Raw genomic sequence first — 15,198 nt, 5'->3', positions numbered from 1 at the left:
TTCAATTTGTGTTCAGTAAAGGAGAAATCATGAGATCAATACTCGTATGTATTCTGTCTCTACTGTTGTTCATCAGCTGTACAGATTCATTCAAAGATCAATGGAAAGAAAAAGACAGCGCTGAATCGATTGATTTGGCCGGATCCATCGTATCCACACCGGCCCAAACCCTTAAAACCACAGCTTCGATCACGCTAATTTTCAACCAATCCATGGTTCCGGAACACTTTAAAGACAAAGTACTGGATCAATCACCGTTCAAATTCAAGCCTGCCATCCAGGGTGAAGCGCGATGGGTTGATCCCTCCACGCTCACGTTTAAACCTGCCGAAGCGCTGCCCCCGGGTGTATCCTATACCGGCAAACTGATCGGCAGCCGCGCATTGCCTGGCAAAACCGGCAGTGATTTCACCTTTAGCTTTAAAACCGCAGAACAGGACATCAACACATTCGACTGGTCATTCAAGCCCGCAGACGGCGCGCCGCATCAGGTGCGGCTGCAGGCCGGAATAGAGTTTGCCCAAAAAGTTGATCCGGAAAAGCTGAACAACGATCTCAAAGGCACGATCAACTCAAAGCCGCTCAAGCTCCGGGCCGAGACAGCCGATGACGGCCGGCATGCATACGAGATCATTTCCGAGCCGGTACAGCGCGGTGAACGCGTGCAGTATGTCACATTAAAGCTACCCTCCGATTATACAGCCGACAACAAACCCTGGAGCCAAACCCTGATCCTGCCGGAAGCCCATACGTTCAAGGTGATCACGCATACCCATAAAAGCCAGCCCGGAGATGAACTCAAAACATACGGCTTTCGATTTTCCGATCCCATTGCAAAAGATCGGGATTTGAGCGGTTATGTGAGCATTGATCCGGCTGTTGATTATGAATTGAGTCTATCAGACAATTATCTTTTGCTCAAAGGCAAATTCATCCCCGGCCGCGAATACGTGATTCACATTCGCAAAGGATTTAAAAGTGCACTGAACACGCAATTGCAGAATGATTATAAAGCGGCGTTCCGCCTGGCCAATCAAAAACCCAAAATCGAATGGCTCTCGGAAGGTGTTTTTCTGCCGCCTGCCAATGACTATCGTCTGCAGTTTAAAAGCATAAATGTCGGAAAAATGCGTGTAGAGGTGCACGAAATATTTCCGCAAAATCAGGGATTTTTTCTGCAGAACAACATGCTCGGGGGTGATCAGAAACGCTACGTCAATGACCTGAACCGGGTGGCGGAACAGATTTACAACAAAGAACTGCACCTGGACGCGGAACGCAACACCTGGATGCGCGGTGAACTTGACCTGAGTCCGGTGTTTAGCGATAAAACCAATGCCATGTTTGTGGTCACCTGTCAATTTAACCGCGATGACCTGGTCGGCAGACCGACAAACAATGAAAATTCGGTATCCGCCGACGAACTGTATTATCCGGATACCGGTTATTATGACAATCCCGACCGCTACGGCTATTATCGCGAGAACGGCACCCGACTCAAAGTGCTGATTTCATCCAACATCGGTCTATCGCTTAAAAAAGCCGATGACGGTCTGCATCTGTACGCTGCTGAACTATCCGATGCCAAACCGGTCTCCGGCCTGACTCTGACCCTGTATACCTATCAGAACAAGGCGCTTCAAACCCGGCAAACCGATAAGGACGGGCATGCGCATTTTACAGCAGATGACGGATATTACATCAAGGGCGTCAATGATCAGGGAATTGCCGTGATCAAACTGAATCAGTCGGGCTGGGAAACGTCTACCTTTGATGTATCCGGTGTCAGCCGCGGACAGGACGGCATCAATCCTTTTATTTACACCGACCGCGGTGTGTATCGGCCGGGTGATACGATACATCTGTCCGCGATTCTGCGTACGAACACCGAAACTCCGCCCGCCCAACAGCCGATTCTGCTCAAAGTGTTCAATCCTCACAACCAGATGACGCATGAACTGAAAACCCAAAGCGGTGAGTTTGGCCATTGTTCCTTTGAGCTATCGACCCCACCCGGTGCGCCCACCGGCAACTGGCGCGCTGAACTGGAATTTGCCGGACAGACCTTTACTCACTGGTTGAAAATCGAACGGTTAAGCCCCAACCGGCTCAAGGTGAATCTAATGCTGCCGGATACCGTCACCGGACGGCCGCCGGTATTGAACGGCAACGTAACATCCCAATACCTGTTCGGCGCTCCGGCATCGCGGCTGCGCGTTCAGGTCGAGGCGTCTCTGTCCCAAGCCTCGTTCAGCGTGCCCGGCTATGAACACTATTCGTTTACGGATGAAGAAGACCGGTTCTCGCCCCGTGAACACACGCTCCTGTCGGATACCCTGAATGAACAGGGAACTATTAACTTTGATTATACCTTTTCCCAATCCGTGCAACAGGCCAAGCTGGTGCGCGCCCATGTCAATGCCACGGTCTATGAGCGCGGCGGGGGGTTCACCCGCGAGCAGCAGTCCATGCTCATCAAACCGGTGGACAGTGTGGTGGGAATCCGGCGCCCGGATTCGCAGTATCTGCGTACCGGTCAGGATTATGAATTTCCCGTGATCGTCACCACATTCGACGGTCAGCCGGTCTCCGGTCACAACCTGCGGGTCTCACATTACATCAACCGCAATTACTGGTGGTGGGAATACTATCGCAACCGCGATAAAACATTCAGGAAACTGGACAACACCTTTGAGGTGGAAAGCAAAACTCTGAAATCCGCAACCAATCCGCTGGCGTTTCGAACCCTGGTGGATGAAGAAGGTCTTCACATGATCCGTGTCGAAGACCTGCAGACCGGCCAGAGCGCGTCCGTCACCTTTAGCGCCTCGCAATGGGGACGTCAGGCGCAGCCGGACGAACAAACCGATCAGCCGTTCCTGAATCTCACCCTGAATCAGGACCGCTTTGCGCCGGGTGACAAGGCGGAACTCAGCTTTACCACTCCGGATAAAGGCCTGTATTTGTTTACCCTCGAACAGGACGAACGCATCCTGCTGCAAAAAGTGGGATCCGTGGACAAGGAACGCACGAAAATCGGGTTTAAAATCACGCAGGACATGATCCCCAACTGCTATGCGTCCCTGAGTTTGATCCAGCCGCACGAACACAAGGACAACGATCTGCCGCGGCGCATTTTCGGCATCCAGCCTGTGTTCGTGGAATCGCCGCAGACGCGCCTGAATGTGCGGATGACGGCTCCTGAAACGGTGCGTCCGGGCGAGTCGTTCCGCATCGACATTGCCAATCCCAACCGCAAAGCGATTTCCGCTACCCTGGCGATCGTGGACGAAGGGCTGCTAAATTTGACAGATTTTACAACGCCCGATCCCTGGGAGCACTATTTCAAAAAACTGCGTCTCGGTGTGACCACACTGGATACCTGGGATGAGATTCTGGGTGTGCTCCTTCCGGATATGAACGTGTATTTCTCCATCGGCGGCGGCTATGCCGAGGCGATGGCCAAACGCGCCGGGGCGGGACTCGCAGAACTGGAAAATATCCAACGCTTCAAACCGGTGGTGTTTTTCAAAGGCCCGTTCAGTATAAAACCGGGTAAAACAAAAGCTCTTTCCTTTGATATGCACAACACTATCGGCTCGGTACGCGCCATGCTCACCGCCTGCAGCGGCCATGCTTATGCTGCGCAGGACGCGGATATCCGGGTCAAGAGTCCATTGATGGTGCTGCCCACCATTCCGCGTTTCGCGCGTCCCGGCGACAAATTTTATGTGCCTGTGACGGTGTTTGCCCATGACGAGAATATCCGCAACGTTACTGTCGAATGCCGAACCTCGGACCTGCTCAACATCCGGGACAGCACGCGCAAATCCCTGACCTTTAAAGGAACCGGTGAAAAAGACGTGATCTTTGACATACAAGCTGATGAACGCATCGGCGGCTCCGAGCTGACCGTTCAGGCCGAATCCGGCCGTGAGCAGGCGTCGGCGCAGGCCGAGTTTCCGGTGCGGCCGTTCAATCCGTTCTATACCCGGGTCACCGATACCACGGCTCAGGACCAGCCGGTGGTATTAACTCCGGAAAAAATCGGCTTGCCGGGCACCAACTCGGCGACCCTGGCGTTCACCCGCATTCCCGACATCCAGCTGCAGAAACGTTTTAAACGCGTGATCCGTTATCCCTACGGCTGCCTGGAACAAACCGTATCCACCGGCATGGCACAGTTGTATATTGACAATGTCATGGACGTCAGTGAACAGGAAGCTCAAGCCATCCAGAACAATATCACTCAAACCATTGATAAACTGCCGTCGTTTCAGATCAAACAGGGATTTTCGTTCTGGCCGGTGAACGAGTATTACAAACAGCGCTACTCGGACTGGGGCTCTATTTATGCGGGACATTTTCTGGTGCTCGCCGAACAACTGGGCTATCACATCCCGGCATCGCTCCTTCGGCGCTGGCGGCAAAGCGCGCAAAGCCAGGCCGGAGAGGTCCGGGAAGATCATCGCTATCAGGCATACCGGCTGTATGTATTGTCCCTCGCCGGGCATCCGCATCACGGCGCCATGAACCTGATGCGTGAAACCCTGCTGCCGGAGCTGGATCCGCTGTCCCAATCACTGCTGGCCGCAGCATACGCCCTGTCCGGCGAACAGGCGGCGGCCAACGATATTCAGAAACAGATCGACACCTCGATTTCTCCGTATCGGGAAATGAGCGGCACCTTTGGTTCTGTGATCCGCGATCAGGCGCTCATGACCTGCTGCGCTCTGGATATGCAGGACGTGAAAGCAGCCGCCGGACATGTGCGCGCCTTTAGCAAGCAGTTCAGCGCCACAGGCTGGTATTCTACGCATGATATCGGATCTGCGCTATTGGCATCGTCTAAATTTTACGCGCAATCATCCCTGTCACAGGGCAGTGTGGAATTCAGCGTGCAGACCGGTGACAATGCCGCCAAAGATTTTATTCTGAACGATTACCAGATGTCCATGGACGTCAGCGATGCCTATGCCAAAGCGATCACTGTGACGCCAAAATCCGATGCGCCGCTATTTATCACGCTGTTCGAGGAAGGCATACCTCTAAAGGATATCATTCCGGCGCAGCAGCAGGGTGTCAAGCTGGCGCGCGCGTTTTACGGCAAAGAGGGACACGAAATATCCGTCGAGGCTCTGTCCCAGGGACAGCCGTTCTGGGTCCGTTACCAGGTGATTAATCAGAGTGGAAATCCGCTTGAGGAACTGGCCCTGTCGAGTCTGCTGCCGGCCGGCTGGGAGATCATCAATCCGCGCCTGACACAGCAGAACCTACCGACCTGGATTCAATCTTACAATCCGGATAACGGCGAGTATATGGACATCCGCGACGACCGGGTCAACTGGTTCTTTGATCTGCACCGCGGTCAGAAAAACTTTTTTATCCAGGTGAATCCCACATTCGCCGGCACGTATACCCTGCCGCCGGTGACGGTGGAAGCCATGTATTCGCCGGAGGTGTCGGCCGCGATTGAATCCGGTGAGGTTGAGGTCAAGCCGGCGTTTTAAATAATAAAATAGAATTAAATAAAATTCAGGCCAATAAATATTCCCAACGATTTGAAATCATAATTTGGATTAACTCTTGTTTTTCTTTGCGATCTTTGCTTCTTTGCGTGGATTGATTTTTTAAAAGAGATGCAGGCAGAGGCGCAGAGAAAGGACAGCCAAGGAAAAAACTGTATATTCAATTTTTGATTATCTTTACTATCTTTGTCGCTAAAATTTCTTACCCGCTCGATTCGCTATAGAACCATTTTTTTCTTGCATTTGCGGAATTATTTTGCATATTTGAGGTGAATAACCTTGTACAATTCTCCCCGCAATAATCTGTCTGACATCTCAGGCAGCCGCACAAATTCCTGCAGACACGTACAGCTGTATAGCGTGTCCTGCATCATTTGAATCTTTACGTTTAAACATATACGGAGCCATTATGAATACAAAACAATTTGCAATGATCCAAACAGTCCTGATTTTGGCTGTAATAACCCTGATTTTTCTGGCAACCGCATGCAATACCAATCAAAGCCCCATCCCGGTTGAAATCCGCGAGGAAAACGGCCGCTTTGAACTGTATCGGGACGGAAAACCCTACTTTATTAAAGGCGTAGGCGGCTGGGGACATCTGGACCTGCTGGTCTCCATCGGCGGCAATTCCGTCCGAACCTGGGGAACCGGAGAGCGCACCATGGCCCTGCTGGACAAGGCGCATGAAAAAGGCCTGTCTGTCTGTTTAGGGCTGGACATGCAACGCGAACGTCACGGGTTTGACTATAACGATGAACAGGCCGTGGCGCAGCAGCTGGAGCGCATGCGCGCCGAGGTTCTGAAATACAAGGATCACCCGGCCGTGTTGATGTGGGGTGTTGGCAATGAACTGGGACTCAATTACACCAACCCTCAAGTCTGGAACGCGGTGAACGATGTATCGAAAATGATCCATGACCTGGATCCGCATCATCCCACCACCACCATGACCGCAGGCGTTGTTGAGGAGCGCATGCAGGAGATCAAGCAACGCTGCACAGACCTCGATCTGCTGGCAGTCAATGCCTACGGCAGTCTGGCCCGACTAACTGAGGATGTAAGGAAAACCGGCTGGGAAAAAGCCTATATCGTCACCGAATGGGGGCCCACCGGACACTGGGCGGCGCCGCGCACGGAATGGGATGTGGCCATTGAAGAGACTTCGACTGAAAAACGAAAGGCGTATTACAAGCATTACCAACAGGCCATCGCAAGTGACACCAGCCGCTGTCTCGGTTCTTATGCGTTTCTGTGGGGACAAAAACAGGAGCGCACGCATACCTGGTACGGCATGTTTATGGAAAACGGCGATCCCCTGGAAGTGATCGATGCCATGCAGCGCAACTGGACCGGCGAATGGCCGGAGCACCGCTCCCCGAGTATTGATTCGGTGAGACTGGACGGACAACAAGCCATTGATGATATTTCTGTACAACCCGGTGAACCGGTCGAGGCTGTGGTCTATTCGCATGCCGCGGATTCTCAATCGGTTCAGATCGAATGGGAGATTTACCACGAAAGCACGGATCTGAAATCCGGCGGCGACCGCGAAGGCAAACCCGCCAAAGTAGAAAACCGTTTTGAGCAGAATCACACCGTCCAAGCCCGATTCAAAGCGCCGCAACAGCCGGGTCCCTATCGCATTTTTGTGTATATCAAAGACCCCGACATTAACCGCACCGCTACCGCCAATATTCCGTTTTATGTGAACCAGTAAGACGAACACAAACAGTACGTACCCCGGTACGTACTGTTTTAACATTTTTTATTTTATTGCTTTTTTTACACTTGGCAATAAATTAAAATAGCATACCAGAGCATAACTGTTATGCGACAAACAGGAGAGGCAGGATTTTGTCTGTTATCCGGGGCGATCTTTTTGCGATGTTGCCATGCAACGCCTGGTCGGGAATCCCGATTGCCCGTCAAGCACCTGCAACGATCATTTGCAGCACAACAATAAACAACAATCCTGTTGCAAATCCTCAATAAAACACGTATCTTTCAGGATTCCCGAGTTTAAAAATCCGGTTTAGCGGCAGGCGGTTATATCTGGCACATACTGCAAATCGGAATAGCGAAACAGAATTGTCAGAACAATCATGGAGAACAGCATGAAAACACTCAAATGGGGTCTCGTCGGATGCGGTGATATCGCGCAAAAACGCGTGGCACCGGCGCTGCGTGATTTGAAAACCTGCGAGCTGCATGCGGTGGCGCGTTTGCATGACGAACTGGCAGAGCCGTTTGCCCGCACATTCGGCGCTGAAACCTGGTACAGCGACTGGCATGACTTGATTCAGGACCCGGAAATTGAGGCGGTGTATATCGCCACGCCCGTCTATCTGCACGCGCAACAAACCATTAAAGCGGCACAAGCCGGCAAGCACGTGCTGTGCGAAAAACCGATGGCATTGAATAGCAAAGACTGCGACCGGATGATCGAGGCGTGTGAATCGCATCATGTCAAACTCGGCATTGCTTATTATCGACGATTTTATCCCATCATCCAGCGGATTAAAGAAATTCTGGCGTCCGGGGAAATCGGTAAACCGGTGATGGCGGATGCACAGGCTTTTCGCTGGTTCGATAAAAAACCGGGAGAAGCGCGTTACTGGCTGCTAAAAAAAGACAAATCCGGCGGCGGCCCCATGATGGATTTCGGCTGTCACCGCATCGAGGTGCTGCAAAATCTGTTCGGAACGGTTTATAATACCCGGTCTGATCTTTATAATCTGCAGTTTGACCGGGAGGTTGAAGACACAGCGTTTGTGTCCATGGGATTTGACAACCAGATTCACGGCATGATCCGGGTGTCCGATGCGGTGCAGGGAAACCGCGACACCCTCGATATTTACGCCACACAGGGTACACTGCGCGTTCCGGTACTCAATCAAGAAATTCTGCGCGTCAAATCCGGATCAGAGGAGCGAATGGAACGGCATCCGCGTCACGAGAACGCACATCTTCCCCTGATCCACGAATTCACACAGGCTGTTTTTGAAAACAGAGACCCCGCGGTGACCGGCACTGACGGTAAACAGGTTTCTCAAATACTGGATGAAATCTATAAACAAAACACATAAAACAACAAGGAGAGTAACATGAAACGCAATACATGGTTTAAATTTACAACTGTGTTGACGGCTACTGCAGCGGTTCTGCTCATCATGTGCGGCAGCGTTGCCGAGGTCCAATTCCCGATTGACGTCGGAGAAAAACCGGAAAGCATTACCAAGGGATTTAACGGCAATTATTATGTCACTCTGATGGACGGCAATGAACCCGAGGACGGCGAAATCGTCGAACTCGCACCGGGTGTTGTCCGCACGTTTTCCACGAATTTTAACGACCCAAAGGGCATTGTTTATCTGAACAATCATCTGTATGTATCGGATGTCACCAAAATCTGGGAGATTGATGCGAACGGCGTTGCCGGCGTTTGGGTTGATCAAATGGATTTCCCGCATGAGGTTCTTTATTTGAACGATGTTGCTGTGGATGAAAACGGCACCGGCATTTATGTCACGGATATGGGCGCATCAAACCAAATGTGGGACCAGGAGGACAAGCTTTGGCCGCTGGACAGCGACGAGGCAGCAGCCATCCCGGTGGTCGGGCGCGTGTATCATGTCGATCTTGACGGAAATGTGACGATAGCCCAGGACACCTCGGATATAATGCTGAATCCCAACGGCGTAAATGTGAACAATGACGGAAAGCTGTTGATCGGCGCCTTCTTTTTGGGCAATCTGCTTGTTCAGGAGGACGGCGATCTGACCCAGCTGCCCGGCGCCTATCGCGGCGCAGACGGGGTGGCCCAGGACAGTCAGGGCAATTATTATATCAGCAGCTGGGCGCAGGGCACTCTCTGGAAAATGGATGCTGCCACCGGGGAATCCACCGTGCTCGTGGATACTCTGCAGAGCGCAGCCGATTTTTATCTGGAAGAGGACAAAGGCCGGTTATTGTTGCCCGATATGAAGGCCGGAACGGTTTATGAAATCAAACTACCGTAATCTATTCAGCCCCGGATGCTTTTCCGGGGCCTTGAATATACTCTATAGCGACACAGCTTCTAAAGCGTATCAAGCCGTATCCCAAAATCTGTAAAAACAGTCCATACTCACCGACCCGGTACAAGATTGAATCATCAAGCCACTCGAGTTCAACACGAAAGGAAAACGTCATGACACAGGTTGTTTTGAAACAATTCAAGTTTACAGTGTTCTTAATCCTGGTCAATTTCAGTCTGAGCATGAAAACACAAGCAGAAACACCCCCCTTTGTTCTGAACAATACCCATAAAGTCCAGATGAAATCGGAATGGACCGGTCACGAACATGAATTGGTCATTTATTTACCAGACAGTTATGAAAATTCACCTGAAAAACATTATCCAGTGCTCTATTTTACCGATGCATACTGGGATATGCCGCTTTTGCATTCTATTTACGGACAACTGACCTATGACAATGTGCTGCCTGAATTGATCATGGTGGGATTTTCATATCCGGGAGAGGATGTAAACTATGGTGATCTTCGCTCGAGAGATCTGTCACCGACTCGAGTCAGTGCGGCAAACATAAAATCCGGTCAGGGACCTGAATTTTTAACATTTATTGAAAAAACAGTTATCCCCTACATGCAATCCGAGTACCGAGTCGATGCAAAGGATCGGGCTTTGGCAGGTAGTTCGATGGGAGGTCTGTTCGTATTATACGCCATGTACGAAAAACCAAACCTGTTCAAGCGCTATATCGCCATCAGTCCGGCAGCCGGATGGGACAACCGCTATCTGTTCGACCGTGATGATCGATATGCCGCAACTCATAAAACATTGCAGGTTCGCTTGTTTCTGTCCTACGGTACAGACGAATATGAACCCTTTCGCGAACCCATTATCGCACTGCAAAAGAAACTGGCGACGCGGAACTATGACGAGTTTGCCCTCCTCAACTTTGCTATTGAGGGTGAACGCCATTCCGGGGTCAAATCCGAAGGATACAGTCGCGGACTGCGCTGGATCTTTCAAAACATTGCACCTCACGGACCAAGCGGATTGGAGAGAGAGATTCAAAGCGGAGCAGAGTAATATATTGAATCCGGTCATTGACATTCTACCGTTAACGCATGAACAGCATCGGTTTCAGCAGGAAACAATGTATCAGGCTGTATTCGTTCCGGAAGGTGCAGAACCTCCGGATCGGAGCATTCTGTCAGATCCCGCACTCACCCGGTACTTTCAGAACTGGGAAAAAAATGGAGATACGGGATTCATTGCCGTAAATAAACGAACCGGACAAGAAATGGGAGCCGCCTGGTTCAGATTATTCCCTGAGCAAAACAAAGGTTATGGATTTGTCGATGAGGATACCCCTGAACTGGTTCTGGCAGTGTTGCCGGAATTCCGCAGCAGGGGGATCGGAACCCTGCTGCCTAAACAGCTTTTACAGAGCGCAGAATCCGGGTATAAAGCTATATCCTGGAGTGTATCAGCGGACAATCCGGCAAAACGATTGTATGAACACGCTGGGCGCTGATAAATTTTACAGTCCTCTATTGTATGTTTGAATGAAAAGGATTACCTTGGAACAACAATTAGCCAATATGATTCGAATCCATTCATCCCCATCGACACATGCATTGCAACCAATTATCTGAAAACAGTGTTCTGCTATTCGACCGAAACGATCACAGCTGGAATCTGTTCTCCCATCCTCTCCGCATTATCCAGGCAGACAGCTGTCAGGAGGTCCTGCCCGCTCTCACAGAAATCGAATCCGCAGTCAGACAGAACGGATTGTGGGCGGCGGGGTTTCTGTCCTACGAAGCGGCTTCCGCATTTGATCCGGCGCTGCACACGCATGCACCAGCCGGTTTTCCGCTGCTATGGTTCGGCCTGTACCGTCAGGCAGAGCCGGTCCGGTTTCCCAACCAGCCGAGCGGAGAGGCGGGAGCCTTGATTTGGCAGCCCTCTGTCACACGGAAACACTATCTGCGTTGCATACAGACCATCAAACAGCACATCAGGCGCGGCGACACCTATCAGGTGAACTATACCTATCGTCAGCGGGCAGAATTACACAGTGAACCCTGGCCGCTGTTTCAGCAGATGATCCGCGCTCAGGGTCCGGGGTACGGCGCCTGCATCAATCTACCGGACTGGTGCATCTGCTGCGCGTCGCCGGAATTGTTTTTCAGCACTAATGCAGACAAATTGGTATCCAAACCGATGAAAGGCACCGCTGCGCGCGCCGTTACAGCATGTCAGGATCAGCAGCGGGCCAACCGGCTTTACCACTCTGCAAAAGACCGGGCGGAAAACACCATGATTGTGGATATGGTGCGCAACGACATGGGGCGGGTGGCCCGGACCGGCAGCATCGACGTCCCCTTTCTGAACCAGGTGGAGCGCTATCCGACGGTCTGGCAAATGACCAGTACCGTCACTTGCTTGACAGATGCTTCCCGGGTCAATATTTTCAAGGCGCTCTATCCGGCAGCCTCCATCACCGGCGCTCCCAAGGCAAGCGCCATGAACATCATCACGAAACTCGAGACCACACCGCGGAATATATACACCGGCAGCATTGGATTCATGTCCCCGGAAAACCGATCCCAGTTCAACGTGGCCATCCGCACTCTGCTGTGGAACAAGAAATCGGGCCGGGCCGAGTACGGAACCGGCGGCGGCATTGTCTGGGATTCTGTTGATTCTCATGAATACCGGGAAACACTCACCAAAACAAGGATTTTACATCAAATGCCGCCCCACTATCTGTTCGAATCATTGTTATGGAGGGCGGAAACGGGTTTCTTTCTTCTGGATCTGCATTTAGACCGTCTGCGCCACTCCGCTCGTTATTTTGGATTTCCGTTTGACGCAAGCAGAGCCGGGCAGCAGCTGAAATCCGGAATAGATACAGACAAGCAGGAATTAAAAGCAAAATTATATCTCTACCCGGATGGAAACATGGCTATTGAGGCATCTCCGCTCATCCCGCATCCCCGGCGCTACCGCATCAGCCTGGCCAGTGCGCCGGTTTCTTCGGACGATCCCCGTTTGTACCACAAAACCTCGGACCGAAGCATGTACGAACGCGCCCTGCAGCAGGCATCCACAGCGGACGTCCTGCTCTGGAATGAAAAGCACCGACTCACCGAATCCTGCACCGCCAATATCGCCTTGCAGATCGACGGTCTATTGTACACTCCTCCGGTTTCCGCCGGCCTGCTGCCCGGTGTGTATCGACGTTATTTGCTGGAGCAGAAAAAACTGCGTGTCAAATCATTAACCCGGGATGATCTGCTGAACAGCCAAAAAGTTTTCTGCATGAACTCGGTTCGCGGATTGTGGCAGGTTGAATGCGTGATAGTATATTCTTGATCGTATTGGGAGAGATCTGCTGATTGATAGCCTGCATCTGGCCCTCAGCCTGGGCTGTTACCACAACGCCCTGGCCTTTTAGGACTTTTCCAGTTCAATATTGTGAGTCACTTTTTCATTGGCGGTCAATTTGACTTGCAGCGTCTTTTCCCGATAGCCGATATAAGTGACATGCATTGAATAGGCGCCGGGCGGAACATTGTTGATGACATAATTGCCTTTCATGTCCGTTGCTGCGCCGATATGGGTCCCCTCTAAATATACATTGGCCCCCGGAAGCGAATTACCGGTTTTGCTGTCAACCACCTTTCCACGTATTAATGAGGCTGCCAGGGCCTGAGATGCGAAAAAATAAAACAGTGCAAAACAAACGAGAATCAAAGAACGGTTTATTACAAATTGGTTCCTCATGCCTGCTTCCTGTTATATATATTGAATTTAAAATATATAAATGCATGACCATAAGCAATAAAAATATTTAAACAATTTTGATCTTTTTAAAAGACGCTTTAAGAACAGAGACAGGTGCTATACATTAGCAGTAAAAAAAATATGGATAGGATCAATTGAAAACCATCACTCTTTAGGATCTAATTGAGCCGGTAACTATATTTTAAACGCTCCTGGCAGATCATCGGTCATTTCATCGAGCGCCTGCTGCATTTCTGTCAGCTTTGTTTGATACGTTGGATCTTGTGCAAGATTGTTTGTCTCACCCGGATCCTCCGAGATATTATACAATTGATCCGAATCAAAATACCCCGGCCGCTTGCCATAAGATTCGTGTTCAGCATGACCTCCACCCGGTATGATTTCCAGATGACTGTAAGGTTTGGAAGGATCGCGGTTGACAATTTTCATATTTCGAAACTCTCTGCCGCGATTGTATGCATCCAGCACCTGTTTTCTTTCAGAAAAAGTCCTGTTTTCCGCATAATCCGGATATCGTAAAGCAATATACTTCCAGTCCCCCATTAACAGTCCGCGACTGTACCCCAATTCAAAGTATAGCCGGTCATGTATAATTTTTGAACGTCCCTGCAGAACCGATCGAAAACTGGTGCCGTCAAACATATTCGGATCATAGCGGCTGTTGGTATAGTCCAGAATGGTGGGTGCAAAATCAACATTGGATACACGGGTAGTGCTGACCTCACCGCATTCAAAACCACCTTTTTTCCATACCACACTGGGGGTACGAACGCCTCCCTGATAAAGAGTTCCTTTGTCATGCTGACCATGGTCATTGAAAAAGAACAGCAAAGTATCATTATCCAGATTGAGTTCACACAGTTTATCTAACAGAGCTCCCAGAGCATCATCCAGCCATAGCAGATTTTCTCTTCCTGTCCCCTCCAGTCCGGCCTTTTTTATTCGACGCGCAATGGTTTCCCGGGGCGGCATGCCTTCCGGCGGGGATTCCAAAATTCCTTGTGCAGTCACAAGGGGATTGGCATTCCAGGAACGCTCGGGTTCATTAGGCTGATGCGGGACGGTGGTGGCAAAATACAGAAAAAAAGGAGTATTCCGGTTCGATTCGATAAATAAAAGTCCACCCTCTGTGATCCAATCCAGATTCTGCACAGCCACATCCGCCAGTCCGATGAAATTGGGATTATTGTGATAAAGCCGCTCCGCATAATCAAAGCCGGCTTGTTTCACAGCAGCTTGAAGGTTTTCGCTGTTTTCACGTAATTTGGCGGCAATTTTCGGGGCTTTGGGATCGGCATTATAATCCGGGAATTGATAATAATTATTTACATGAATAACATGATTCTTGCCGACCATACCCGTAGTATACCCATTGGCCTGCAGAATTTTGGGAAGCGTGCTGTCCCTTTCAGTGATAAAAGAATTCCACTGGATCACGGTTTGTCCTTTTTCCCGCCGGGTTCGCTGCAAAAATGATTCATTTCTGGCGCGGCTTGCATAGCGTCCGGTCAGACAATTGTAACGGCTCGGCGTACAGACGGGAGAGGCCACATATTGATTCATCATAATTGTGCCTTCACGCGCCAGCCGGTCCAGATTGGGGGTTAAATTTTTGCCGCGTCCTTCCGGCAAAAAATTAAACATTTCCGGAAGCATATCATCGGCAATAAAGAAAATAATATTGGGACGTCTGCACCCGGCGCATCCGGTCAGCGTGTTAGCGGTGGGAAACAAAACAGTACCGGCTGCTGCGAATTTCAAAAACTGACGTCGATTGACACGTGACATACCCGTCTCCAAGCAATACATAACCGTAACCCTAATACGGTTTTTCCACAGACACAA

The 15,198-nt window shown here is 50.6% G+C and carries 10 protein-coding genes; 7 read left to right on the top strand and 3 right to left on the bottom strand.

The annotated features are described in order from the left end of the window. The first annotated feature begins 29 nt into the window (after window positions 1-29). From U5R06_09685 to U5R06_09670, 4 genes are all read left to right on the top strand, one after another. Window positions 30-5,510, top strand: a complete 5,481-nt coding sequence (locus U5R06_09685; protein MDZ7723053.1) for an MG2 domain-containing protein — start codon at window positions 30-32, stop codon at window positions 5,508-5,510. Between the two features lie 427 nt (window positions 5,511-5,937). After that, entirely contained in the window at window positions 5,938-7,248 is a 1,311-nt protein-coding gene (locus U5R06_09680; GenBank protein MDZ7723052.1) for a glycoside hydrolase family 2 TIM barrel-domain containing protein, read from the top strand. A gap of 397 nt (window positions 7,249-7,645) precedes the next feature. Next, a complete protein-coding gene (locus U5R06_09675) occupies window positions 7,646-8,617 on the top strand; it encodes a Gfo/Idh/MocA family oxidoreductase (GenBank protein ID MDZ7723051.1) in 972 nt (323 codons plus the stop codon). Window positions 8,618-8,635: 18 nt separating this feature from the next. Then, on the top strand, window positions 8,636-9,550 hold the full coding sequence (locus tag U5R06_09670; protein ID MDZ7723050.1) for an SMP-30/gluconolactonase/LRE family protein: 915 nt from the start codon (window positions 8,636-8,638) through the stop codon (window positions 9,548-9,550). Between the two features lies 1 nt (window position 9,551). On the opposite strand, the gene U5R06_09665 is transcribed toward U5R06_09670, so the two are convergent. Beyond that, window positions 9,552-9,722: a hypothetical protein gene (locus U5R06_09665; protein MDZ7723049.1), complete on the bottom strand. Its 171-nt coding sequence runs from the start codon at window positions 9,720-9,722 to the stop codon at window positions 9,552-9,554. Here U5R06_09665 and U5R06_09660 point away from each other — a divergent pair. From U5R06_09660 to pabB, 3 genes are all read left to right on the top strand, one after another. Then, window positions 9,721-10,626 (top strand): alpha/beta hydrolase-fold protein, encoded by a 906-nt coding sequence (locus U5R06_09660; protein MDZ7723048.1) that lies wholly within the window; start codon window positions 9,721-9,723, stop codon window positions 10,624-10,626. The two genes, U5R06_09665 and U5R06_09660, sit on opposite strands and share 2 nt — an antisense overlap. 4 nt (window positions 10,627-10,630) lie before the next feature. Then, window positions 10,631-11,074, top strand: coding sequence for a GNAT family N-acetyltransferase (locus tag U5R06_09655; GenBank protein ID MDZ7723047.1), 444 nt, complete (start codon window positions 10,631-10,633; stop codon window positions 11,072-11,074). A gap of 98 nt (window positions 11,075-11,172) precedes the next feature. Beyond that, complete coding sequence (pabB, locus tag U5R06_09650; GenBank protein ID MDZ7723046.1) at window positions 11,173-12,921, top strand: aminodeoxychorismate synthase component I; 1,749 nt, start codon at window positions 11,173-11,175, stop codon at window positions 12,919-12,921. A gap of 78 nt (window positions 12,922-12,999) precedes the next feature. Here pabB and U5R06_09645 read toward each other — a convergent pair whose 3' ends face one another. Beyond that, window positions 13,000-13,332 carry a carboxypeptidase-like regulatory domain-containing protein gene (locus U5R06_09645; GenBank protein ID MDZ7723045.1) on the bottom strand — a complete coding sequence of 111 codons (333 nt, stop codon included), beginning with the start codon at window positions 13,330-13,332 and terminating at the stop codon, window positions 13,000-13,002. Between the two features lie 195 nt (window positions 13,333-13,527). Then, window positions 13,528-15,141: a sulfatase-like hydrolase/transferase gene (locus U5R06_09640; protein ID MDZ7723044.1), complete on the bottom strand. Its 1,614-nt coding sequence runs from the start codon at window positions 15,139-15,141 to the stop codon at window positions 13,528-13,530. Window positions 15,142-15,198: the final 57 nt, after the last annotated feature.

It is taken from the genome of candidate division KSB1 bacterium, assembly GCA_034521575.1.
In the GTDB taxonomy this organism is placed as follows: domain Bacteria; phylum Zhuqueibacterota; class Zhuqueibacteria; order Residuimicrobiales; family Krinioviventaceae; genus JAXHMJ01.
The sequence above is the reverse complement of the archived record's forward strand: the minus strand, read 5'-3'. Positions and strand labels throughout refer to the sequence as shown.

What these genes read in the sequence shown, in the direction of transcription:
- U5R06_09665 (MDZ7723049.1), bottom strand. Translation starts at nt 9,722, where the DNA reads ATGACGTTTTCCTTTCGTGTTGAACTCGAGTGGCTTGATGATTCAATC.
- U5R06_09680 (MDZ7723052.1), top strand. Translation starts at nt 5,938, where the DNA reads ATGAATACAAAACAATTTGCAATGATCCAAACAGTCCTGATTTTGGCT.
- U5R06_09685 (MDZ7723053.1), top strand. Translation starts at nt 30, where the DNA reads ATGAGATCAATACTCGTATGTATTCTGTCTCTACTGTTGTTCATCAGC.
- U5R06_09670 (MDZ7723050.1), top strand. Translation starts at nt 8,636, where the DNA reads ATGAAACGCAATACATGGTTTAAATTTACAACTGTGTTGACGGCTACT.
- U5R06_09675 (MDZ7723051.1), top strand. Translation starts at nt 7,646, where the DNA reads ATGAAAACACTCAAATGGGGTCTCGTCGGATGCGGTGATATCGCGCAA.
- U5R06_09645 (MDZ7723045.1), bottom strand. Translation starts at nt 13,332, where the DNA reads ATGAGGAACCAATTTGTAATAAACCGTTCTTTGATTCTCGTTTGTTTT.
- pabB (MDZ7723046.1), top strand. Translation starts at nt 11,173, where the DNA reads ATGCATTGCAACCAATTATCTGAAAACAGTGTTCTGCTATTCGACCGA.
- U5R06_09660 (MDZ7723048.1), top strand. Translation starts at nt 9,721, where the DNA reads ATGACACAGGTTGTTTTGAAACAATTCAAGTTTACAGTGTTCTTAATC.
- U5R06_09640 (MDZ7723044.1), bottom strand. Translation starts at nt 15,141, where the DNA reads ATGTCACGTGTCAATCGACGTCAGTTTTTGAAATTCGCAGCAGCCGGT.